This is a genomic window from Flagellimonas sp. ABD4_174 (assembly GCF_056160185.1).
On sequence record NZ_JBSWWP010000001.1, the window covers coordinates 2,037,470 to 2,060,971 of the forward strand.

Sequence of the window (23,502 nt, forward strand, 5' to 3'; positions counted from 1 at the left end):
GGCTTTTTTTATATAATGATTGGTATAATCTAAATTCCAAAATAGATTTCCTTGTAAGAATTTTTATATATTTGAGCGACGACTAACCTAAAAATGAATAACACCGTAAATCCATTAATTGATAATGTGCCATGTCAACCATTTCTTCGTTGGGCTGGTGGGAAACGATGGCTGATAAAAAGTCTTGACAAGTTTTTGCCACAATCAGGATTTAACAATTATCATGAACCTTTCTTGGGTGGAGGTTCTATTTTTTTTCATTTACAGCCTCAAACAGCTATTCTATCAGATTTAAACAGTGAACTTATTGAAACTTATATAGCGGTAAGAGATAATGTTGAGGATGTAATTTTTGAACTTAGCAAGTTTAAAAACATTAAAGAAGATTATTATAGTATTAGATCTTCAAAATTCAGAAAAATTTCAAAGCGGGCTGCTCGATTCATTTATCTTAATCAAACATCTTTTAACGGAATTTACCGTGTTAATCTGAATGGCCAGTATAATGTGCCATTTGGTTATAGAAAGAAGAATTTTTTTGAACCCGATGTATTGAGGAATGCTAGTCAAGCATTATTAAACACTAAAATTGAAACAGGAGATTTTACTAACTGTTTGGATAATGTAACGAAAGGGGATTTGGTTTTTCTTGACCCTCCCTATACAATTTCTCATAACAACAATGGTTTTTTAAAGTACAACCAAAAACTTTTTGGCATTGATGATCAATACCGTCTTGCAAAAATGATTGAGGAAATAAATGGAAAGGGGGCTTATTACATTTTAACAAATGCTGCTCATTATAAGGTTAAGGAGATTTTTTATAAAGATAATAGAGTGGTTAAAATAAAACGAGCTAGTTTAATAGGTGGGGTCAACGCCAAAAGAGGCAAATATTCTGAATATATTTTTACAAATGTTAACATTCAATGAGAGAATCTATTGCATATACTCTGATTAATATTTTGGGGAGTCTACTTCCACTAATTGTTCTTGTAGCAATTATCTATTTTAATGGATATGAATTTCCAGAATCAACAGACATTATTGGGAACGGAGAATTAACTATAATTTGTCTTTCATTGGCAATTAGTACAGTTTATACATTATATACATATAAAGTTGATGTTGGTTCTTCTAGAGCTGTTGATTTTTTCTTTTGGTGTACCATTTTGTTTATTTTCATTGGTACAGCCTTATACTCATTAGAGCTTCAAAATGTTTATAATATTAATAGTTCTCATAAGGAAGAGATTGAAATATCTGAAAAGTTAATCGGAACTCAAGATTTAAGTAACTCAAACATTGATTCAATAGATGAAAAGCCGTTAAGCATTATTGAAAAAGGTAAAAATAGAATAGTAAATTTTTCAATCATATTTCTTATTTGGATGGTGATTGCAATGTTAATATCAAAACTTTTTGAAAACAGGTCAACTTCACTTGCCAATTCAAGAAAGGATGATTTAAGAGGATTGGAGAGTAAAATATTCAAATGAAAAAACAGGATAATATAATAATACCCTTTTTGGAGGTAAGACAACCCATTGGATCGTTTTATGTCTGTTCAATGTCATGGGAGGAACTAACGGATATATCATTTGCTGATATTAGAGAGATAAATGAGGCAAGTGAAGATTCTAAAGAAATTGATGACTATTTGGGAATTCAAAGAAAGGTCTCAAAAAGTCGAATCAAAGAAATTTCACAATACGTAACGAACATAGATGCTACTTTTCCAACAAGCGTTATTTTACACATAAGGTCCCGATCCTTATACTTTAAAGGTGAGTTAATCGAAAATTATGATGATGAATTTATCGAGAAAAATGCTGAAAATATTATAACTAAGGATAATGTTGAAGTAGATTTCGAAAAAAACATTATAAGTATTAGGAGAGATGAAAAAATCGCAAAAATATTAGATGGGCAACATAGGCTTGAAGGATTTAGAAAGGCTGTGGAAACAGGAAAGGAAATAACCGATTTTGATTTTAATGTTACCATTTTTGTAGACCTAGATTTGGACGATCAAGCCCAGATATTTTCCGTTATAAACAAAGCTCAAACCAAAGTGAATAAATCTTTAGTTTATGATTTATATGAATATGCCAACTCTCCAAGTCCACAAAAAACTGCACATGATATTATTAGGATTCTAAATAAAGCTGATCAGAGTCCATTTTATAAAAAGATTAAAATTCTTGGTACAGCGAGAAATAAAGAGTTAGAAACTATTGCGCAAGCTACATTTGCCGAATTAATAATAGATAGTATTTCTAAGGACCCGATGGGGGATAGAAACTCTTTAAAGAAAAAATCAATTTTTGGCAAAGGGGGGTTAAAGCCAGAGACAAACCCTAGTGAACTTAAAAGAAGAATATTTAGAAATTTATTTATTAATGATAAGGAAGAAATAATTTATAAAATCATTAATAACTATTTCAGTGAAGTGAGATCAAGATGGAGCAGGGCTTGGAATAATGATCCGCCGATTGAAAAAAATATACTTACTAAGTCCACTGGAATTGTTGCTCTTTTTAGATTTTTAAGATATATATATAATGATATGGGTAAGTCAAGTGAACTAGTTGACAGAGAGGAGTTTAAAAATGTTTTTGAGAAAATAAATATTACAGACGAAAGTTTTACAACTGATAATTATAAGCCAGGATCAAGTGGACAAAGTCAATTGTATAGAGATTTAATAAAGGAATATGATCTAAATAAATAAAAAGGATAAAGTCTTTTAATTGGACTGAATCTTTCAAATCCCCCCAATCTCCTTCAATCCTAACCCTGTATATTTTTTAATAGTTTCATCGTCAAGACCATCAGCTTTCATCTTCTTGGCAATACTAATCGCCTTTTCTTTTTCAGCCCGCTTTTTCTCGGTATCAATCTTAAATTGTTCCAGTTCTTGCTTTTCGGGTCCCATAATTTCAAAAAGGCCACTTTTTTGCAGTTCGTCCATTACGCCTTGGTCGGCAAAACTGGTGTAGTGGGTTTCGGTGATCACCAAATGGTCGAGCACCTCCACTTTGATCAGTTTCCCCACTTTTAACATGTGGTCGGTAAAGGTAATATCGGCATCGGTAACCTCGTGCGTTCCGCTGGGGTGGTTGTGCACCAAGATCAGTTTACTGGCCAGTTTGTAGATCGCCATGCGGAACACATCGGGCGGGTCGGCATTTACGCGGTTGCTGGCACCCAATCCAATAAGCTCCACAAACAGTATTTTGTTGTTGTGGTTGAGCCCCACCACCCAAAAATGCTCTTGGTTGCGGCGTATCTTGTTTTCGCGCAGCAAAACCTGTTGCATGATCGCATATATGTCCGCAGAGTTGAGCACTTGTATCTTTTGATCTTTGGTAAGCCGTACGTTCATGGTAGGTGTTTATAATTTTTGGGTAGGGGAAAGGTAGTCCATGCCCGGGAGAAAAACAAAAATGCGATTTGGGCATAAAAAACCGCTCCAAACTATGTTCTTGGGGCGGAGGAATTTATTTTTATGGTTAAGGATTGCCTCTTAAATTTAAAGGACCATTTTTCAGCTTACAAAAACTAAAGTTGTGCTAGGAGTAATAAATCCTCAAGGAATTTGTATTTTTTCGGAGCAGACCCTCCTCAAACTAAAAGTTATGAACCCTAAAGTCGATTTCTTTTTTGAAAAACCATCCCAATGGCAAAATGCATTCAGGGAATTACGAAGAATTGCACTCGAAACAGGTTTGACCGAAGAGCTTAAATGGGGCAAGCCCTGCTACACCTATAATGGCGGCAATATATTTTTAATACATGGATTTAAAGAGTACTGTGCCTTGTTGTTCCACAAAGGAGCATTGCTAAAGGATACCAAAGGTATTTTGTTTCGGCAAACAAAAAATGTACAATCCGCTCGGCAGCTGCGCTTTACCAATGTAGATGGGGTTAGGGAACAAGAAAAGGTGATAAAGACCTACATATACGAAGCCGTTGAGGTGGAAAGGGCAGGGCTACAAGTAAAAATGAAGAAGACTTCCGAGTTTGATATGCCAGAAGAGCTTGAACATAAACTGGAAAAGGATAAAGATTTTAAAACTGCTTTTGAAGCATTGACCCCGGGACGGCAGCGTGGGTACATGCTGTACATTTCTGAAGCCAAACAATCCAAAACCCGCGAAAACCGCATCGAGAAATGTGTTCCTAAGATTTTGCAGGGCAAAGGATATAACGAAAGGTAAATAATCGGCAATTGCCCTTGTACAATAAACCAATAACCTAAAAACCAACCGAACTATGACCCAACGCAGAAAATTCCTGAAACAAGGTGCAGCAGCGATGATGTCCCTGCCCCTCTTGTCTTTCGACCATCAAAAAGAGTGGTCGCTGACCCCATTGCAAACCAATGCCCCAAAGGATGAAACCTATTGGGGCATGGTACGCAAACAGTTTCCTTTAAAGGAAGGTCAGACCTATTTTAACAACGGTACCATGGGTCCTACATCGGGCTATGCCCTGGACAAAATGTTCCACCACATGATGCACTGGAACGTGGAAGCCGCTACGGTGGACTATAAAAACGGCTCGGGCCCCGAACTGTTGACCGGCTATTTTCCATACGAGGAGCTTCGTACCAAATTGGGCAACATTATCAATTGTGATTTTAAGGAGATCTCCTTGGTGCAGAATGCCACTTTTGGAATGAACTACGTGGGTATGGGCCTCGATTTAAAAAAAGGCGACGAATTGCTCAATACCAATCAAGAACATGGTGGTGGTTTTGGGGCTTGGCAATTGCTCGCCAAGCGAAAGGACTGTGTGTACAAGCAGGCCATTATGCCCGAACCTGCCAACGACCCACAGGAAATTGTGGATGCCATTTTTAAGCAAGTCACCCCAAAGACCAAGGTAATCGCCATTCCACATATTATTTCCGGTTTTGGAACGGTAATGCCGGTAAAGGCCATTTGTACCGAAGCCAAAAAACGGGGCATTTTTACCATTTTGGACGGAGCGCAATGTGTGGGCCATGTTCCGGTGGACGTTAAGGATATCGGTTGCGATGCTTATTACTCCAGTCTACATAAATGGCTGTTGGCCCCTGCAGGCAGTGGGTTGTTGTACATTAGCAAAGAGGTGGTGGGCGATATTTGGAGCACCATTGCCAGTTATAATTGGGACAATAAGGATGATCATGGTTTTCGTTTGATGCAAAACGGAACGGGCAATGCCGGACTTATGGCCGGTTACGATGCCGCCGTGGACTTTTTCAACACTATTGGCCAAGATGCGTGGTCGGCCCGAGTGAAAGAATTGGGTAAATACCTGCGCGATGGCCTCAAGGAAATAAAGCATGTCACTTTTTATTCATCCACCAACGAGGAATTGGCAGCGGGCATCACCACCTATGGTGTTAGTGGCATGAGCGGCCCTGAGCTTCAAAAATATATGTGGGAAAAGGAACGTTTGCAGCCACGCTCGGTGGGCAACGAAATGTTGCGCCATTCCGTGCATATTTACAATTCCAAGGCAGAGATCGATACCGCTCTGAGATTGATAGAGGGGTTGGGCTGATTTTTAAGGCCGTCGTATCAATTTCAAATATTTTGAAAACTCTTGCTTCACTTTAGGGAACAGGATGAGTAACCCTATCATGTTGGGGAAAACCATGGCCAGGATCATGGCATCCGAAAATTTGATGACCGCGTCCAAGGTAATGGCCGCCCCGAGTACGGTAAACAACAGAAATATGATCTTATAGGTAAGATCTATCCATTTTCCGCGGCCAAAAAGGTATTTCCATGCCTGTAAACCATAGTAGGACCACGACAAGATCGTGGAGAAGGCAAAGAGACAAACGGCGGCCATAAGTACATAAGAGGAGCCGCTTATCGAATTTTCAAAAGCCATGGAGGTAATGTTCACGCCGCCCAAGCGGCTGCCATCGTACATTAAAGCCTGACCATTTACCACATCGCCATACACGAACATGCCATCCATATTAAAAAGGATGATTACAATGGCCGTCATGGTACAGATCAGTACGGTATCGATAAAAGGCTCCAGCAGTCCCACCAGACCTTCGGAAGCAGGGTGCGCCGTATTTACCGCAGAGTGTGCAATAGCGGCCGAACCGGCTCCGGCTTCGTTGGAGAAGGCCGCCCTTCTGAATCCTTGGATGAGAACGCCTACAAATCCGCCCGTAATGGTGGCCTTGGGGGTAAATGCCTCGGTAATGATCAGTCTAAAGGCATCGTCGACCCATTCTATGTGGGAAAAAATGATAAAAAGCGAAGCGCCCACATATAGGATGGCCATAAAAGGCACCACTTTTTCGGTCACTTTGGCAATCCGTTTAATACCGCCAATGATCACAATTCCTGCCAAAAGGGCAAAAACAAGCCCGATAATACTACCGGAAGAAGCTCCGCTGAGCCCAAAACGCTCAATGATCTGTGCCGCAGCTTGATTGCTCTGGAACGCATTTCCGCCACCAAAGGAAGCACCCACGCAGAGTACTGCAAAAACAACGGAAAGGAACTTGCCCAACTGCGTTAATCCCATTTCTTTTAATCCTTTGGATAAATAGTACATGGGGCCACCGAACACATTTCCCTTACCATCGATATCCCTATACTTTACGCCCAAGGTACATTCCACAAATTTGGAGGACATGCCGAGCAGTCCCGCCAAGATCATCCAAAAAGTGGCACCGGGACCACCAATGGAAATGGCTACCGCGACCATAGCTATATTGCCAAGGCCCACTGTTCCAGAAACTGCTGTTGCCAGTGCCTGAAAATGGTTGACCTCGCCAAAGTGACCTTCATCTTTAATGGTATCCTTTAAGTCACCTTCGACCTCAAAAACGTGTGGTTGTAATAGGGGTTGATTTTTTTCTAGGTCATCGTACTTGCCACGTACCACTTGAATGGCTGTTGAAAAATGCCGGATGTTCACAAAACCAAAATAAAGGGTGAAAAAAAGTGCACCCACTATCAATATAATGAGCACTACCGGAATGCTATGACCAAAAATGGGGATTTCTGCCAACACTAGGCTTTCCCACCAAACGGCAAATGGCATAAAACCATCATTGATTTTTTCATCCAACCCTTTGGTTGAGGTTGATGCTAACAATGTAGTACTTGATAGTGATAATAAACTGAATAACAGCGTTCTGCCCATGACTTGAAATTTCCCTGAATTTCTATCCCTGATTTGGATTTTTGGGCAATTGTCGGAAAGAATCCTAAAATGTCAGTAATGCCGAAACTGACAAATCATGCCTAAGTCACTCATTTTCAATATAAATATTTTCTTTGGGCAATTGAAGACGAATTTTTCGTTCACGGTTTTCCGACATTTCGAACAAGGTGTTTTTTAGGGGGATATAGTGTTTGTCCTTGGTCCAATTCTGTTTGCCAAAGAGTCCGTTGAGCAAAGCTTGTAGCAAACGCTTCAGCTCATTGTGGTCGTTGATATCGTAATTTTTGGAGCCATCAAAATTTTTAGGTTTGATCTCGAGCCAATCTTCGGTCGAGGCCAATCTACGTTCCGCAAAAGTTTTGAGCAATTTGTACAATGCAGGTGTCAGGGATATATTTCTATCTGTTTGGCCGGGAAATCCTTTTAGGATGACTTCGCAGGTATTGCGATCCCCTTTTTTAAAATTCAGCCGTAATTGATATGCGCTTGGGATAACGGTTTCGGTGAGCTCTTTTACCCAACTTAGTGCCAGGGCGAAAAAGAGCATGATCAACGATGTTTTAAAAATGGCCGAGAACAATAACAAATTAATGGTATTGTCCATAAGCTTATATACTTGTGCTACCAAGGTAATCAATACCGTGAACAAAGAGAGTATCCCAAGTAATGGTAGCCTACGTTTTGTAAAGGATTCCCAGAGTACAAAACCCAAAAAAACAAGGGTCATAAGGGCATAATATACATCCAGTTCGTTTATGGCCGATGCGGACCGGCCCAATATCATTTTATGAAGGGTAGGGAGCAGGGCAAAAACAAAGGGTATTCCAATAACAAAGGGCCAGAACTTGTTTTTTATTAAACCAGAGAACGGTTTGGGCAAATATTTGAACCAAGGGAGGGCCATAAGGATAAATAGGCTGTTCAATAGGGAAAAAACACTCCGAAATCCTTCCTTGGCCGTGGAGCCCCAACCATTTTCGTTGGGCAACAATACCTCCGATAGGCCAGAAAATGCCCAACAGAGTATGGAAAGTGCTAGCCAAACGGGCCCAAAATCCCGTTGCCTTCGACCAATGTGGTACCAAATGGACATAAGGGCCATAAAGGCAAAAAGGCAGACAGCAAATTGCCACCAGCCATAAAATTTGGATATCTCCAAGGCGGAGGCTGCGATGGACCATGCTTTTTGGTATGCTGGACTAAGTAGAAACAATTGGGTCGGTTATTGTTTGTTCACCAATATATGAAAATAGTAGAGGATAGGGATTTTTAGTTCTTTCATTATTAGTATATTGGCCGTTAACCATTAACGAATCCTTTTTTTTTGAAAAGCAAACTCAACATTTGGCTGTTGGTCAGTTTTCTTATAGCAGGCATATTAACGCTTTGGCTCTATTTTAAATTGACCGGATATATTTGGGACATTTCGTATGATGAAGCAGTAGATTCAGAGGAATTCAGTCCCTGCGGAGAATATAGTATTTACCCCTATTATCATGTCGGTACGTATCATCGAGGAGGTAAAAAGCATATCAAAAAGAAGCTGTTATCAAAAATAAATACAGAAGGATTACCGTCAAACGGTTTGTTAACGGTTCGTTTTGTAGTGAATTGCAAGGGTGAAACGGGCTACTTTAGAACCAAGATGACCGATGCGGAGTTAAAAGAAATCAATGTGCCAACCAGTACATTGGAACATTTTTACAATTTAATTTTGGAATTGGAAGAATGGATGCCGGGAAAAATTAAGGGCACGGTAGTGGACAGTTATGCACAGATCGTTTTTAAGGTGGAACAAGGTAAGATTACGGATATTTTTTAGATGAGGATAGTTTTAAAAATCATAAAAATAGTTCTGGCTACGGTTTTTACGCTTTACGTTGGCTTAATTGCTTATCAACTGGTGTTCCAATCCAAAGAAGCACGATTTAAACTTGCCGCAGGTGCGCAGGGAAATAATCTTTCACAGGCCATATTCGGGATACTTAACTGGCAGCACCCGGAGTATGATGCAGCGTTTTTTGAGCGATCGGTACCTTTCAATAAAAATGGCGACTACGAAACCGGTTTTTCCTATTTGAACAGGGCTGTGGAATTGAACCCCTTGAACCATCTTGGGTATCGCGGGTACATGAAGTTACGTTTCTTAAGGGACTACAATTCGGCCTTGGCCGATTTTGACCGATTGGATGCCTTGACACCCGAGGTTGTGGATGCTCCCTGGGGAGAGGATATCGATTTTTTGCGTGGAGAATGTTATTACGGCCTTGGTGATTACCCAAAAGCACTAAAACATTTTAAGCAAAGTATCACCAACCAAGGAGCAGAATGGGTAGATGTTCAGGCCTTTGTTTATGTTGGCCTTTGCCATTACAATATGCAAAATTATGATGAGGCCATTGGTGCTTTTAAAACAGGAATAGAGCAATATGGGAACACTTGCGAAGCCTATTATGGTCTGGCCAAGACTTACTTGACAATGGGGGACTCCATAAATGCCCAAATTAATTTACAGAAGGCACAGGATAATATTCAATATAAATATTCCGATGGCTATAAAGAATACCTCAATGAAATCTACCAAGAGGATTTGGATGAACTGAAAACCAAATTTTAACTCCAACACGGTTTTTATGTCCTAAAACCAACTTTTACAAAAGCTATGGTCAACTTCTTCGTTGAACCATTATATACCCTGTATATTTGCAACGTTTTGATTTTTAAAACTGTAAAACAAAATTATGAGTAAAGTAAAAGAAAACGATACCGTAAAAGTGCATTACACGGGCAAACTTGTTGATGGGCAGATATTTGACAGCTCATTGCAAAGAGAGCCCTTGGAAATAAAATTGGGTGAGGGCCAGCTGATACCCGGATTTGAAAAAGGACTTATTGATATGGCCGTTAACGAAAAGAAGACGATTACCATAGATAAGAAAGATGCCTACGGAGAGGTGAACGAAGCACTTTTTCAAAAGATTTCCAAGTCACAATTGCCAGAAGACCTTGAACCAGAAGTAGGTATGGGGCTTGTGGGGGCCAATGCCGCCGGACAGGAACAACAGTTCAGGGTCGCCAAAGTAGAGGAGGAGGACATTATTATCGATGCCAACCACCCATTGGCAGGACAAGATTTGGTGTTCGATTTGGAATTGGTGGAGATACTATAGTTTACGTAGCCAACATTGTTGGGAACCAAATATTGAAAAGGAGAAAGCCCGGTTTGCGGTTTTCTCCTTTTTTGTTGGATATCACCTTCTTTTTATAAAACCGAACACAACCTGTGCTTAGTTAATTGGGAGGCGATTTGGTCGGATTAAAAGTGTACAGAATTGGTTTGAGGCTCAGGTTCCACGAATTCTACCTGCAAAACAACTGCTTGCAAGTGTTTTTTATGTAATCTGTAATTTTTGCAACAATTCCTCCTTGTATTTACTGCCAATCGGCAATTGAATCTCTGTTCCAATTTGGACCGTGTTTCCATAAACTGCCGTAATAGTTTCGTGCGGAACAATATAGGACCTATGGATTCTGGTAAATTGCTTTTCGGGTAAAAGGGTTTGTAATAATTTTAAGTGCATACTGACCAAAAGTGTTCCGTCTGTTTTAAAAACCGAACTGTATTCTTGCTCCGCTTTGATATATAGGATATCGGAAAAATTAAGCTTTAAGAGTTTTCCATCGTGTTTTACAAAAAGATAGGTTATTTCTTTTTTACTTGGTTTGGATGCATCATTTAGCAATTCCAATGTTTTGTTCACTTTCTCCACAGTTTGATAAAAGCGAGCAAAAGAAATAGGTTTTAACAGGTAATCCACCGCATTTAATTCAAACCCCTTAAGGGCATACTCGGAATAGGCCGTGGTAAAAACTACCAAAGGCGGGTTTTGTAACGATTCTATAAATTCAATTCCGGTTATTACCGGCATTTGAATATCCAAGAACAACACATCTATTTTGTTCTTTACCAGTGTTTCAAAAGCTTCTTTGGCATCTATGCAGGTATCAACAACCGTCCAATTTGGGATTTTACTTATATGCGTTTGAATTATTTCTCGCGCCAGCGGTTCATCATCAACAATTAAAACATTTATATTCTTCATGCTAAGACTAATTTCAACGATACCTTGTACACGGAATTATCAATGTCCATATCGTACGTATAATTTTCTGAATAATGTAAATCCAAGCGTTTTTTTAAATTGGTCAATCCCAAGCCTCCGTTATCATTTTTAGTTTTGGCCTCTGCAAAGCCATTTTCGACTTTCAATTGTAGCGTATTTGCATTTACCGATAAATTTATACGGATGTCCGTATCTTTTTTATCCACATTATACTTAAAGGCATTCTCGACTATAGGTATAAACAGTAAAGGCGGAATGTTGGCATTGGTATTGTCAACCTGGGTTGTAAAAGAGACTTTTGTATGGTTTAACCGTAAACTCTCCAACTCGATATAATTACGGGTCAATTCAATTTCATCTGACAATGGGATACTTTTCTTATTCGCATTATCCAAGGAATATCGCAAATAATCCGACAAACGTGTCACGGTTTCCGCAGAAGCATCTCTGCGATCATGTAAAATTAATCCATATAGATTGTTCAATGTATTGAACAGGAAATGCGGATTTACCTGAGCCTTTAGAAAGTTCAATTCCAACTGTACTTTCTCTTTCTCCAACTCAAGGTTTCTAGTGTGGATTTGATAATACCCCAGACTGCTTTTTATGGCTATGGGCAGCAATAAACCGGAAAACAGGTTAAAATATAAACCAATACTTGACGATTTAAACAAAAAATTATCGAGAACCGGTTTATGAAGAATACTTAAATAATCAGGATCTCTTTCCTGAGCCATCGCCGCACAGGTATCACAATAATAAAAGGTGATTTTTTCACCTACTGCTTCAATAAAAATAATAAAAAATAGGAGTAAGAGGAGATATAAAATAAAAGGAACCCATCGTTTTCTTTCGAAGAAATACGGAATCAATACGTACATCAACGGATAAAAAAACAGTATTAATTCCAGTGTCCTTCTTAGGGGGAACAAATAGCCCAAAGGGGTCGCAGAATAAGGGTCATAGGATGATTTTGATAAGAAATATGAACTGAAAAACAGAACTATCCAAAATAGGATATGAGAGCCAATTCTAATGGTTTTCGAAGAATTTCTTTGTTTTATGAATGTATCTAATATCATAAGTGGCAACAATATACTTTTTTATATACAATAGATCTAGGCCATAGAATTATACCAACTTATTGTTTCAGGATGTTTTTAAAAACCTCTTTGGACAATACCAAAGTAACGCTGTCACTCAAAACCGGATGCATTTTTTTAAAGGCAACGTCGGTTAAATTTGCTACAGAAGTATTCGTCATCTTTAAAGCTATCGAATCTGCTAAATTGTGCTCTACAAATTGAAGATGACTCTTATTTTCCATAGCAATCGATAAGGTTTGTACGGTACAGTTCTGCAATTCTACATGCGAGTATCCCTTTAAATTTAATGTGAAATGTTCGGTCTCAAATCCAGAAACCCTTTGGTGCGTGTTCGTGGCTATTATTCCGGCGAGATTGTTTTTATAAATTATAATTCCAGATGGGGTAGTGCTCAAAAAGCTTTTTTGCATTGAAATATTAGCTCCCGTAAATTCAATAAAGAGCGTATCGTTCTTCACCACACTTTTAAAATGCTCCAATCTCGAACGCAGTACTTTTATGGCATTGGTATCCTTTTGTACAATTTCTATGGGATATCCATTACTTCCGGAAATCGATAGGACAGTATAGTGTTCCGAACTTACCGAAACATAGTTTTTGAAAACATCGTCCAGATCAATTTTATCATACTCTTTTTTTAGGCCTAGATTGGTTGCAAATAGCATTCCGGATATGGTAATACTTAAAATGATGATAAATACATTACTTGTCTTCATATCTTAAATTTCTTTTTCTTTCAATTTTAACCAAACCAAGATCCATAGTGCAATGGGTAAAAATGCATGCGCAAAAAGAGCACTGTATAAGTTGATGTTATCGGGTAAAAACACTTTTACATTTTCTCCGTGGTGCGAAAACAAAAAACTATCGAAGGCAATGGTGGAAACTATGTTGGCTTCGGGGATCAGAAAGCTCAATAACCATCCGTTTAGATAGTTTAAAAGGAAGAAAAGCACAGCAATGGTCAACAACATTTTTATAAAACTGTTTTTGTTGAAGATGACACTTCCCAATAGCATTAATGCGTTAAATGTTAGGTAGATAAAAAAGAATTGATAAAAATCGTTCTTAAACGGATTCAGCATGGCTTTAAAAGTTAATGTGCCAGCAAAAAGCAAATAGAAAAAATCCGCGATGTAAAATATGATCACATAAGCAGTTAAAAAGAAAACAGTGGAAATCACTATGCTCGACACCACTTTTTCCGAAGCTTTTGCCGGAATGCCCAAAAGCCACATGCCACTCTGCGGAGTGGAAAACTCACTGAACATAGCATTGGAAAACACACTGCCGGCAATAAATAGACCAATTACAAATACCCCATTCTGTACAGCCCCCGAAAAGCTGTATTTCCATTGATGTACGACCAGGAACATAAAAACCAGTAAAATGAGCAAGACCAAAAGACCAATTACATAGGTTTTATAATGCTCTTTACATTGTCTTTTGATCAATAAGCACAGCGTTGAATAATTCATGGTGTTTTATAATTTTAGTTTTTGGGCCAACACTGCATTAAAGAGCAGTTCAATGTCTACATATCCCAATATGTCGGAGGTGTTCTTTTGAATGGAAGCGAATCCGTTGCTAACTTTTTCTTGGTACAGTACTGCGGCATCATCCTTTTTGTTGTCAGACAATTCAAACTGTAATTTTTTTGCGATATCATCCTTATCAAGGTTCAGTAAAATCTGTCCATCGTGCATAATGATCACGGTATCGATCAATTCGTCCAGATCCCTTACTTGGTGAGAGGTGATGATGACAATCCTATCCTCTTTAAACGCATCCTTGATCATATTTCTAAAGGTGATCTTGGAAGGAATGTCCAAGCCATTGGTGGGTTCGTCCATGATCAACACTTTGGTATTGGCGGACAGGGCAAAGCCAATTAAAATTTTCTTTTTCTGACCTAAGGAGAGCTCGGTAGTTCTTTTGTCTTTAGATATGTTGAATTCATTGATGTAGGCATCAAATTGATCGACATCAAATTTTGGATAAAAATCTTTATAAACGGAAATAAGCTCTTTAATAGTAAGGTTGGGTAAATGATATTCTTCTGGAACAAAAAACAAGTATTGTAGAAATTTAACCTCTCGTTTACCAGGTGTCAGACCAAAAACTTCACAACTGCCTTTGGTCGGAAAAAGCATGCCGGTAATATTTTTGATCAAGGTAGATTTCCCCACACCGTTTTTGCCCAATAAACCATAAATTTTCCCAGAAGAAAACTCAAGGTTCATGTCTTTAAATATGTTGATTTTCTTGGAATAGTTATATTCCATACTTTGAATTTTTATCATACCCTTTTTGTGCGCTATGTGTTGTTATGCAACACTATAAAGGATTTTCCGATGCATAAAATATAATCAACGAATGCAATCGATCGCTCAATAAAGGATATGTTTTAACTAATGGAGAAAATCAACAATTTTGCAAATAGATTGATCGTGGGTACAAAAACGTGGTAAAACAAATCAACCCGTGGCTGATTTTATTTGACTGCGAGAAGAAGGGTGGGAGATAAAACAACCAATGTTTAAAGCAAATTGATTTGACATAAAACTGGTATCGTTATAGCACTAAAGCGCTAGAACTGATTTTATATCAAATAGCACAGCTATACGCAATTTGCTATATGATAACATCTGTACTATAATGTTCTAGCGTTATGTAACTTGAGCTTTGGTACGGCATAAAAAGGGAAGGTCTGGTAGACCTTTTCTTTTTTGAGCGAGTTGAAGTAATGGCAAAGTTTGTTCTGTATTTCCTGAAAAATTTCTTCTAAAAACTTCCTTTAAAAATATAATGGAATACTGTTTTGCCGAACCCGCAGCCTGTCCTGAGCGAAGCCGAAGGGAGTGGGGGAGGTGAAAGTGTATGGAATGGGTTTTAGGCATAATTATTTGGGTCAACATAGATTTTCAAAACAGCTTCTTTTAATTCCATAAGCACATGACAAACATTTTGGCGCTCCGTTTCTGAAAACGAATCGGTAGGTAAGTAATGAAACATATAAATGGCCTTATCCAACCATTGTGTAAAGGAAAGCAAATCTCCCTCATGGCATTTTTCTAAGTAGGAGAGGAGAGGGAGTAGGTTATTTGGTTTTAAGCTCATTTTGGGATAAATCTATTTGTATTTACGATGGAAACACTGGTAATAACTATATAAATATAGGTTTTATTTATAAAAATGAAAACAAAATTCATTGTTTTTACATATATAAATATAGTTTAAAACAATATTTATATTGTTTTAATAAACACTCGTTAAAATCCAACATTGTCTTAAAATGTGATTATGACTAGTTTTGGACTATGTCTGAGCGAATAAACAGAATTAAAGAAGTACTTGTTATTAAGGGAATGAGCCAAAAGGAATTGGCGGTTAAACTTGACCGAAATCCAAATACAATTACTTCAATTTGTAACAATAAATCCCAGCCACATTTAAAAGACCTCAAAAGAATTGCTGAAATTCTTGACGTGGATATAAGAGAGCTGTTGGTGCAGACCAAGACTATCAAGTAGTCTACCTATTTAACGATTAAGTTGGAATTTTCTTAGCTCAAGAATACATACATCCATGTATTTCAAAGAATTCTAGAGGTTTTATAACATCAAACAAGTTAAAAAAACAATAATATTGAGATAAATCCGTATATTTAATAGGTTTATTGCTTAAAATAGTTTTTTTTGCACAAAATTAAATGACTAATTCTCATGTTGATAGAATTCAATACAACAAATAATAAATCATTTAGGGAAAATAACACCCTTAGTATGGTTGCTACTTCTATAAAAGAATTAGAAGATAAGACACTTATCAAGTCAGAGCGATTCAACTTGCTAAAAAGTATTGTTATATATGGTGCTAATGCAAGTGGCAAATCAAATTTAATGGATTCTATTGCACAAATGCGCTGGTTAGTAGTTAATTCAGCAAGAGAATCAAATGCGAAGGAACCATTAAATATCAAACCATTTTTGCTAGATGATAGTTCTCAAAAAAAACCATCGCTATTTGAGATGGTATTTTATGTTGGAAAAATTAAATACAGATACGGTTTTGAAGCTACTAATGAGCGATTTACATCGGAATGGTTGTTTGAAACCTTGAAGATTAAAGAAAAGCCTCTTTTTGTACGTGAAATGGACAATATCGAAATGGTCGATAAATTTTCTGAAGGCGAAAGGCTTGAGGATAAAACAAGGCCTAATGCATTGTTTCTATCAGTTGTAGCTCAGTTTAACGGGAAGATTTCTACCAAAATTATTGATTGGTTTAAGAATTGTAATACTGTGCATGGTATAAAAGATGAGATGTACTTTGACATGACTGTTCATATGTTACAAGATGAAGACACAGCTGAAATCATCTATGAATTTATGAAACTTGCTGACCTTGGCATAAATAGTTTAAAAGTAAAGGAGTTAGAAAGTGATTTTAGAGATTTTGATGAAACTATTTTAACTAAAAAGGCAAGAGAACAGTTTAAGTCAGCATTGGAAGCCATGAAAAATGAACAATATGCTGATATTATTACATTTCATGATAAGTATGATAATAAAAAGAATAAAGTAGGAGAAGTTGAATTTTCTCTTTTCCAACACGAATCAGATGGAACTCAAAAGTTGTTTAACATTATTGGGCCGATAATCCATACCTTGATGGAAGGAAATGTGTTATTAATTGATGAGTTCAATACTAGGTTGCACCCTTTGTTAACTAGGAAAATTATTGAAATTTTTAATAGTAAAACAGGGAATCCAAATAACGCACAATTAATATTCACAACTCATGATACAAATTTACTGGACAGAGAAATTTTCAGAAGAGATCAAATATATTTTACTGAAAAAGATGCATATGGAGAATCCCATCTTTATTCATTAATTGAATATAAGCCTCGAAATGATGAAGCTTATGAGAAAAATTATATTAACGGTAAATATGGAGCTATTCCTTTTCTGGGTAACATTGAGTCATTGTTTTGTAGGAATTTAAATAAAAATACTATAGATGGCTAGAGTTCAAAAAATAGATAATGCTATTCTAAAAAGGTTGCAGAGGAAAAAGGAAAGGAACGCTAGAAAAATTGAAGATAAGCCATTAAGAAAATACTATTTGTTGTTTTGTGAGGGAGCAAGAACAGAGCCAAATTATTTTGAAGAAATTAAAAAAGAATTGCCTAAAAATTTGGTGAATATTGATATAGATCCCTCTGGAGGTAAGAACACGATTTCCTTGGTGAACCATGCTGTAAAAATGGTGCCAAAGTACCAAAGCACTAATCCGAATATAGAATATGAAGTTTGGATAGTTTTTGATAAAGATTCGTTTCCTGATTCAAATTTTGAAAACGCAATAAATAAAGCTAATTCTTTTGATTATAAATGTGCATATTCAAATGAAGCATTTGAATTGTGGTATTTATTACATTTTGAAGATTATCAACACGCGATGAGCCGAAATGATTATTCAAAATTATTATCTAAACATTTGGGTAGAGAATATAAAAAGAATGATACTGAAATTTACAACCTTTTAAAAGACTTGGATAATAGCAGAGAGGATTTGGCTATTAACAGAGCAAAAAAATTGGAAGAAATCCATGAAGGTAAGTCGTGTGCAAATTCAAATCCATCAACTTTGGTTTATAAACTCATAGAGGAGTTAAATGTTTTTAAATAAAGGGTAGTGACTGAAGAAAATGCGGGCCGGTGTCGGGGTGAATTTGTGGCTTGGCACACGCGAGAAAAAGTGATTATTCAGTGAATGATTGCTTTTTTCGGCGAGATGGAGTAGTGGAGCATTGCCGCCAACTCGCCATCTGGCTCCTTCACTAAAAAGGTCTACCAGACCTTTTCTTTACGTTTCGGCCCTGTGTGTGGGCGTGAAACGGCCAAATAGCGAAGCTATAAGACACAAAGAGAGCGCAGAAGCATATTTTCTTCTTGAATTTTTGTTTCTTTTGTTTCAAGACAAAAGAAAAGGAACAACAATAATAAGTTTCAATCCTATTTGACATAATGTTATGGGTGCTCACAAAAAATGCAGAATCGAAGGAGGATGTAAGCAAGTGCTTAGAAATTTATGCTCGGCTAAATTTTAAGCTTTTGCGACAAGTTGACGAAAAGTCCGTGAAATTTTTCTTCTTTAAATTTTCAATTAAACCAAAGGTTTCAATAAAAACGAAAAGCTGAGCTTTTAATGGCGCTAGCCAAGTGGCTGAGAATTGCGTATAAAAATGAATGCTGTGGCATTTACTTTTTATGAAAGCAATTGGCAAAACCATTAAAATACAATACAACGACATTTGTACTATAATTTATGTTATGTAAAATAGAAAATAAAAGAAGCCCTAACAGCTTCCCTTTCCAATCTACCCTCCCAAAATCATTAATGGAACGTTAGCCTTTCGGATAACGGACTTTATGGGACTCGATTTAAAAAAATCAGAATCGTTTCCTTTCTGGGAAATACACAATAGCTGCGTATTTGTCCTGGAAACATAACTCACCAAGCCATCAACGGCATTACTGCCTCGACTAAAATTATAGGAAACCGTTTTTTGCCATGGATATGCACGGGTTTCCGATTCCTGTTCATCGGAAATTCCAAAATGTCGTACCGGCTTTTCGTTATCCCGTTTTAGTTCCAAAATTAGGTCTAGGTCGTTTTCCGCCAATTCATCGCCGAAAATTCCAAGATTAATATCATCGAACGAACGCAAGGTGTTATCGTTGCCCAATATTAGAACGTGGGTATGGCTAACCTGATCTATTACAAAATCGATGATACTTTCAAAGAAAACTCCAATTTTTGGTCGTTGTTTGCCCAAAACCAAAAAATCGGGTGTTGCCTTGGCCAAATAGTCGCCGACCCTGTTCCTAACATTGCCATATTCCAGTTTGTAGCCGATGGTGAAATCTTCATTCAAGCTAACGCGCGAAATCAACTGCTCCAATGCCGACCTCGTGGCCCTATCATCTTGGTTCAGCGTTCGAATGGCCGATAATTGGCTATCACCTTTGATTAGATTTGTAGCTGGTTTTACATGGAAGACCTCTATGTCACCATCAACACGCTTGGCGAGCTCTACCGCACTGGACAGGACAGATTCAGAGTTGTCCGTCATATCCAACAATACGGAGATACGATACTTTTTGTGATGTTTTTTCATACCTGATTGTGATTATCCTTTTACTTAAAGATACTACCTAACTCGCTTTTATCCCGTTTTTTAACGCAGGATTAATAGATAAATGTGATTTTCGCAACCAATTTCACATCAAATCAAAGATTTATAACCACTTTTTAGAAGAAATGTTTGATTTTTTTCATCAAACCCAAAGAAATCGTGTACGGTGCATACCTCAAGGGAACATCTAACCAATTGGCACGTTTTACAATCGATTTATGGTGCGAAAACAAATCAAAGGAATGTTTGCCGTGGTAACCCCCTATTCCAGATTGGCCCACCCCACCAAAGGGCAAGGACTTATTGCTGATGTGTACCACGGTATCGTTTATGGTTCCCCCGCCAAAGGAGTATTGGCGCATCATCCGTTTTTGAAACTTTTTGTTGGTAGAGAACACATAAAAGGCCAAAGAGTTAGGGTAGCGAGAAATATAGTTGTCCAGTTCACTTTCGTCATCATACGAAATTATTGGCAAAATAGGACCAAAGACCTCCCCTTCCATTACAGTACTATCCAAGGGCGGTTCGTCCACCAATGTAGGTTCCACAAAACGATCTTTATCGTTAAAATTACCTCCAAATAGTATTTTTTGACCTTGGAGCATGGTTTTCAGTTCTTCGTAATGCTTACTCGTGGTAATCCGTGCAAAATCCTCTGAGTTTTCAATAGTATTTCCATAAAATTGTTCAATGTGGGATTTTAACCCGTCCACAAGGTCATTTTTTACGCTCTTGTGCACCAAAATATAATCGGGGGCAATACATGTTTGCCCTGCATTTATAAATTTTCCCCATGCAATTCTTTTAGCCGCCAATTTTATGGATGCGGTTTCGTCCACAATACATGGATTTTTGCCACTTAGTTCCAAAGTAACAGGTGTTAAATGTTCCGCTGCTTTTTGGTACACAATTTTACCGACACGTGTACTGCCCGTAAAAAAGATGTATTCCCACTTTTCGGCCAATAGTTCGGTAGATGCCTCTACTCCACCCTCAACAACGGTAACATACTCTGGCGGGAATACCTTTCGTACTATCCTTGCGATGATCTTAGAGGTGTTCGGGCTAAATTCCGATGGTTTAAGAATCGCCGTGTTTCCGGCGGACAAAGCTCCTATTAAGGGCGACATGGTGAGCAAAAAGGGATAGTTCCAGGGTGAAATGATGAGCACTTTGCCATAGGGTTCCGGTTGTATCCACTCTTTGGACGGAAAATTTAGCAAGGATGGTCCAACACTATTGGGTTCGCTCCACTCCTTTATATTTTTAATGGCATGCTTTAACTCAGCCAAGGTCAACTGGGTCTCGGTGGCCAGGCTTTCGAACTTTGGCTTTTTAAAATCGGCGTACAAGGCATCGCACACGGCATCTTCTTGATCCTCAATTTCTTGTAGCAATTTTTTCAGATATTTTTTTCTAAAAGCAACATCTTTTGATTTGTGAGTGGCAAAAAAATCATTTTGGGCCGTTACCAATTGCTTAACCATATGAGAAACGTTTCTTTAAATATAACCAAACAAAGAACAGTAACCTATTAAAACAAAAAAGCACCGACTGTTATCGGTGCTTTCCATTTATATTGTTGGGGTGATTTATAATGTAATCTCCTCAGTAGCTCCGTTTGGATAAATTATGGTGGCTACGTCATCGCATTCTCCGTTTCCAAAATCCACCGTAACGGCCAATCCGTTTTTGGAGATGGTCATGCTGCCCGTGGTCAGGTATTCACAAGTGGCATTCCCTTGAAGATCTTCGAGGGTTTGCACGGAATAGGTGTTTCCTTCGGTTTCCACGGTCCAGTTGCCCGAAAGGCTGAATACCGTACTTTCCAATTCATCACCAAAGGTGATTCCAAAAGTTTTGGTTCCATTTTCCGAAATTACCGATTCGTCTTCCATCTCAATGGTCATGTCGCTCTCCACGGTGAAAGAAACCGAATTTTCTTGGCTTCCGGCCGAAATTTCGTAAGTTCTTGTTCCATTGATCTTAATGTTGCCCACATAAAAATCTTGGTACGTGGCCGTAAAGGACGATTCTTCCTCCCCTACTTCATACGTTACGGTAACGGTACCGTTTGCATTATCGGTTCCGTTGAGCAAACAATTGTTAAAAGTGGCCACAAATCCCGTTTCGGTATACTCGGCAGAATAACACTCCCCATCTTTCGCGGTAGCTGTTTTTGCCGTATTTCCTGCAAAAAGATCGGCCAATGCGGTATCTGCGGCACCAGCGATCTCATCGGTATTTAAAATGGTCTGTAACTCCGCTTGTGTAAGCTTTTCGCCCTCACCTGGCATGGCATCCTCACTACAGGATTGAAAACCTGCCAACGCTATGGCAACTAAAGAAAAGGTTAAGATTTTAGAGCTAAGTTTCTTCATTATATATGGTTATGTATTTACTTAGCAAGAACGTGACGCGTATTTTTTTAGTGTATTTATCAGTTTTAGATCGATGAAATACCCATATGGGTTGGACTTTTTTATCTAAATTGTCTTATTTTCAACCAAACAATACATAGGTCCCATGAAAAAATTCGGAAATATTTTACTGCTTTTACTCCCACTTATCTGTGTAATCTCTTGTAGTGATGATGATGGAAACGATGGTGGATTTTCAAGTGCGGAACTTGTGGGTACATGGGAACTGGTGGAGGTTAACGTCAGTTCGCCGATAGATCTTGACGGAGATGGGTCATCATCCAATAATTTGTTGGATGAGGAAAATTGTATTGCGGGCACCATAACACTTAGGGATGATTCCACTTACCAGTTCGAGGAGTCCAATTTTATACTTACCCCTATCACCAATAACTTGTACGTGGCCAGCTGTAATGGCAGCAATTTGGCCACAGGCGTATGGGCCAGCAACGGGTCCGAGGTGGCTTTTCAGGGCAGCACTGTACTTGGAACCTTGCAACTGAGCAATAATAGGATTATCAAAACCGTTGGCGAGGATTTGCCAGGTATTTCCTCGTTCATTTATGAACGGAGGTAGGCAATCCTTAAAATAGGAGCTGTCCATCCAATACAACATGGGTAAAACGCATGCATTACGGGACGAAGTAAAGGACCATTTACTGCTTCAAATCCAAACAGGGCAATTAATTGTAGGAAAAACAATTAATTTGGCCGCCCTTTCCAGGGACATGGGGATAAGCGTTACCCCTATCCGAGAGGCTTTGAGTCAATTAGAGCAGGCCCAGGTGCTACAGGCTGTTCCCAATCGGGGATTCATCGTGGCCCGACTGTCCCAACATGAAGTTAAAAACCTTATCGAGATCGTTGCCCAATTGGAGGTAATGGCTCTGGAAAATTCCGTTTTCCACCCTAATCAAATAGAATCATTGGCAATCCTACAGAAAAAAATGGAAGAGGCCAAGACCTTGGAAAAGGGCTTGGTACATCGGTTCAATTTTCACAATAGATTGGTGCAGCACTGTACCAATAAAATCTTGCTTCAAATTTTAAAAGACCTTAAGCTCCGGCTTCATTTTTATGAGCATGATTTTATCCAAGACCATGATTTTTTCGAAAACATAAAAGTACAGGCCCGATCCGTTTTGGAAACCATACAAGAAAACAATCTTCCCACAGCCGCATTAATTTTACGTATGCACTGGATGTCTGTTTTGGATCATATTGAAACGCAAATCTCAAAAAATGGATAACCTATTGGTTTTCAAAATAAAAAGAAGCCCTGTCCGTTCTATAAAAAATGCTTCATTATGCAATATTTAAATAAGGAAATAGAATTGCTTGCCAAACGGAAAAAATCTAGATCATTGATCAAAAAGCAAATTTCTTGTGGCATTTTCCAAGATTTGGATACGCTGGAACAGAATCAGGTCAAAAGAAAAACATTCCAGAAATAA

Annotated in this window: 26 protein-coding genes; 14 read left to right on the forward strand and 12 right to left on the reverse strand. The window is 38.1% G+C overall.

Annotated features, from left to right (window positions below; translation table 11 throughout):
• The first annotated feature begins 93 nt into the window (after positions 1 to 93).
• From ACXAFK_RS08950 to ACXAFK_RS08960, 3 genes are read left to right on the forward strand one after another with little or no spacing between them, the layout of a single operon-like run.
• Positions 94 to 933: a DNA adenine methylase gene (locus ACXAFK_RS08950; protein ID WP_474957504.1), complete on the forward strand. Its 840-nt coding sequence runs from the start codon at positions 94 to 96 to the stop codon at positions 931 to 933.
• Positions 930 to 1,499: a hypothetical protein gene (locus ACXAFK_RS08955; protein WP_474957505.1), complete on the forward strand. Its 570-nt coding sequence runs from the start codon at positions 930 to 932 to the stop codon at positions 1,497 to 1,499. The genes ACXAFK_RS08950 and ACXAFK_RS08955 overlap by 4 nt, the downstream gene beginning before the upstream one ends.
• Positions 1,496 to 2,734, forward strand: coding sequence for a DGQHR domain-containing protein (locus ACXAFK_RS08960; RefSeq protein ID WP_474957506.1), 1,239 nt, complete (start codon positions 1,496 to 1,498; stop codon positions 2,732 to 2,734). Before ACXAFK_RS08955 ends, ACXAFK_RS08960 begins: the two co-directional genes overlap by 4 nt.
• 33 nt (positions 2,735 to 2,767) lie before the next feature.
• On the opposite strand, the gene ACXAFK_RS08965 is transcribed toward ACXAFK_RS08960, so the two are convergent.
• On the reverse strand, positions 2,768 to 3,388 hold the full coding sequence (locus tag ACXAFK_RS08965) for a JAB domain-containing protein (RefSeq protein WP_474957507.1): 621 nt from the start codon (positions 3,386 to 3,388) through the stop codon (positions 2,768 to 2,770).
• Positions 3,389 to 3,641: 253 nt separating this feature from the next.
• Here ACXAFK_RS08965 and ACXAFK_RS08970 point away from each other — a divergent pair, with 253 nt between their 5' ends.
• On the forward strand, positions 3,642 to 4,223 hold the full coding sequence (locus ACXAFK_RS08970; protein ID WP_474957508.1) for a YdeI/OmpD-associated family protein: 582 nt from the start codon (positions 3,642 to 3,644) through the stop codon (positions 4,221 to 4,223).
• Positions 4,224 to 4,278: 55 nt separating this feature from the next.
• On the forward strand, positions 4,279 to 5,556 hold the full coding sequence (locus tag ACXAFK_RS08975; protein WP_474957509.1) for an aminotransferase class V-fold PLP-dependent enzyme: 1,278 nt from the start codon (positions 4,279 to 4,281) through the stop codon (positions 5,554 to 5,556).
• Positions 5,557 to 5,559: 3 nt separating this feature from the next.
• On the opposite strand, the gene ACXAFK_RS08980 is transcribed toward ACXAFK_RS08975, so the two are convergent.
• On the reverse strand, positions 5,560 to 7,170 hold the full coding sequence (locus ACXAFK_RS08980) for an alanine/glycine:cation symporter family protein (protein ID WP_474957510.1): 1,611 nt from the start codon (positions 7,168 to 7,170) through the stop codon (positions 5,560 to 5,562).
• Between the two features lie 106 nt (positions 7,171 to 7,276).
• The gene (locus ACXAFK_RS08985; RefSeq protein WP_474957511.1) at positions 7,277 to 8,404 is read right to left on the reverse strand and encodes a hypothetical protein; all 1,128 of its coding nucleotides are present in this window, start codon (positions 8,402 to 8,404) and stop codon (positions 7,277 to 7,279) included.
• 111 nt (positions 8,405 to 8,515) lie between these two features.
• Here ACXAFK_RS08985 and ACXAFK_RS08990 point away from each other — a divergent pair, with 111 nt between their 5' ends.
• From ACXAFK_RS08990 to ACXAFK_RS09000, 3 genes are all read left to right on the forward strand, one after another.
• Positions 8,516 to 9,013, forward strand: a complete 498-nt coding sequence (locus ACXAFK_RS08990) for a hypothetical protein (RefSeq protein WP_293295197.1) — start codon at positions 8,516 to 8,518, stop codon at positions 9,011 to 9,013.
• Complete coding sequence (locus ACXAFK_RS08995; RefSeq protein ID WP_369884563.1) at positions 9,014 to 9,808, forward strand: tetratricopeptide repeat protein; 795 nt, start codon at positions 9,014 to 9,016, stop codon at positions 9,806 to 9,808.
• 124 nt (positions 9,809 to 9,932) lie between these two features.
• Positions 9,933 to 10,361: an FKBP-type peptidyl-prolyl cis-trans isomerase gene (locus ACXAFK_RS09000; RefSeq protein WP_224836886.1), complete on the forward strand. Its 429-nt coding sequence runs from the start codon at positions 9,933 to 9,935 to the stop codon at positions 10,359 to 10,361.
• 222 nt (positions 10,362 to 10,583) lie between these two features.
• Here ACXAFK_RS09000 and ACXAFK_RS09005 read toward each other — a convergent pair whose 3' ends face one another.
• The 6 genes from ACXAFK_RS09005 to ACXAFK_RS09030 all read right to left on the reverse strand — a co-directional run bounded on the left by ACXAFK_RS09005 (position 10,584) and on the right by ACXAFK_RS09030 (position 15,541).
• The gene (locus tag ACXAFK_RS09005; protein WP_474957512.1) at positions 10,584 to 11,294 is read right to left on the reverse strand and encodes a LytR/AlgR family response regulator transcription factor; all 711 of its coding nucleotides are present in this window, start codon (positions 11,292 to 11,294) and stop codon (positions 10,584 to 10,586) included.
• Positions 11,291 to 12,052 carry a sensor histidine kinase gene (locus ACXAFK_RS09010; RefSeq protein WP_474957513.1) on the reverse strand — a complete coding sequence of 254 codons (762 nt, stop codon included), beginning with the start codon at positions 12,050 to 12,052 and terminating at the stop codon, positions 11,291 to 11,293. The genes ACXAFK_RS09005 and ACXAFK_RS09010 overlap by 4 nt, the downstream gene beginning before the upstream one ends.
• A 404-nt stretch (positions 12,053 to 12,456) precedes the next feature.
• A complete protein-coding gene (locus ACXAFK_RS09015; RefSeq protein WP_474957514.1) occupies positions 12,457 to 13,137 on the reverse strand; it encodes a hypothetical protein in 681 nt (226 codons plus the stop codon).
• A 3-nt stretch (positions 13,138 to 13,140) separates the two neighbouring features.
• Entirely contained in the window at positions 13,141 to 13,899 is a 759-nt protein-coding gene (locus ACXAFK_RS09020; RefSeq protein WP_474957515.1) for a hypothetical protein, read from the reverse strand.
• A gap of 6 nt (positions 13,900 to 13,905) precedes the next feature.
• Entirely contained in the window at positions 13,906 to 14,706 is an 801-nt protein-coding gene (locus tag ACXAFK_RS09025) for an ABC transporter ATP-binding protein (protein WP_474957516.1), read from the reverse strand.
• 607 nt (positions 14,707 to 15,313) lie between these two features.
• Positions 15,314 to 15,541, reverse strand: a complete 228-nt coding sequence (locus ACXAFK_RS09030; protein ID WP_474957517.1) for a hypothetical protein — start codon at positions 15,539 to 15,541, stop codon at positions 15,314 to 15,316.
• 200 nt (positions 15,542 to 15,741) lie between these two features.
• Here ACXAFK_RS09030 and ACXAFK_RS09035 point away from each other — a divergent pair, with 200 nt between their 5' ends.
• From ACXAFK_RS09035 to ACXAFK_RS09045, 3 genes are all read left to right on the forward strand, one after another.
• Entirely contained in the window at positions 15,742 to 15,954 is a 213-nt protein-coding gene (locus ACXAFK_RS09035) for a helix-turn-helix transcriptional regulator (RefSeq protein ID WP_474957518.1), read from the forward strand.
• Between the two features lie 192 nt (positions 15,955 to 16,146).
• Entirely contained in the window at positions 16,147 to 17,454 is a 1,308-nt protein-coding gene (locus tag ACXAFK_RS09040; protein ID WP_474957519.1) for an AAA family ATPase, read from the forward strand.
• On the forward strand, positions 17,447 to 18,118 hold the full coding sequence (locus ACXAFK_RS09045; protein ID WP_474957520.1) for an RloB family protein: 672 nt from the start codon (positions 17,447 to 17,449) through the stop codon (positions 18,116 to 18,118). The genes ACXAFK_RS09040 and ACXAFK_RS09045 overlap by 8 nt, the downstream gene beginning before the upstream one ends.
• Positions 18,119 to 18,809: 691 nt before the next feature.
• Here the strand turns inward: ACXAFK_RS09045 and ACXAFK_RS09050 are convergent.
• From ACXAFK_RS09050 to ACXAFK_RS09060, 3 genes are all read right to left on the reverse strand, one after another.
• Complete coding sequence (locus tag ACXAFK_RS09050; RefSeq protein WP_474957521.1) at positions 18,810 to 19,610, reverse strand: universal stress protein; 801 nt, start codon at positions 19,608 to 19,610, stop codon at positions 18,810 to 18,812.
• A gap of 134 nt (positions 19,611 to 19,744) precedes the next feature.
• A complete protein-coding gene (locus ACXAFK_RS09055; RefSeq protein ID WP_474957522.1) occupies positions 19,745 to 21,115 on the reverse strand; it encodes an aldehyde dehydrogenase in 1,371 nt (456 codons plus the stop codon).
• Between the two features lie 105 nt (positions 21,116 to 21,220).
• Positions 21,221 to 22,009, reverse strand: a complete 789-nt coding sequence (locus tag ACXAFK_RS09060; protein WP_474957523.1) for a hypothetical protein — start codon at positions 22,007 to 22,009, stop codon at positions 21,221 to 21,223.
• Between the two features lie 145 nt (positions 22,010 to 22,154).
• Here ACXAFK_RS09060 and ACXAFK_RS09065 point away from each other — a divergent pair, with 145 nt between their 5' ends.
• The 3 genes from ACXAFK_RS09065 to ACXAFK_RS09075 are packed head-to-tail and all read left to right on the forward strand — an operon-like array spanning position 22,155 to position 23,502.
• On the forward strand, positions 22,155 to 22,625 hold the full coding sequence (locus tag ACXAFK_RS09065) for a hypothetical protein (protein WP_474957524.1): 471 nt from the start codon (positions 22,155 to 22,157) through the stop codon (positions 22,623 to 22,625).
• A gap of 37 nt (positions 22,626 to 22,662) precedes the next feature.
• Positions 22,663 to 23,298, forward strand: a complete 636-nt coding sequence (locus ACXAFK_RS09070) for a GntR family transcriptional regulator (protein ID WP_474957525.1) — start codon at positions 22,663 to 22,665, stop codon at positions 23,296 to 23,298.
• A gap of 57 nt (positions 23,299 to 23,355) precedes the next feature.
• Entirely contained in the window at positions 23,356 to 23,502 is a 147-nt protein-coding gene (locus tag ACXAFK_RS09075) for a hypothetical protein (RefSeq protein WP_252079766.1), read from the forward strand.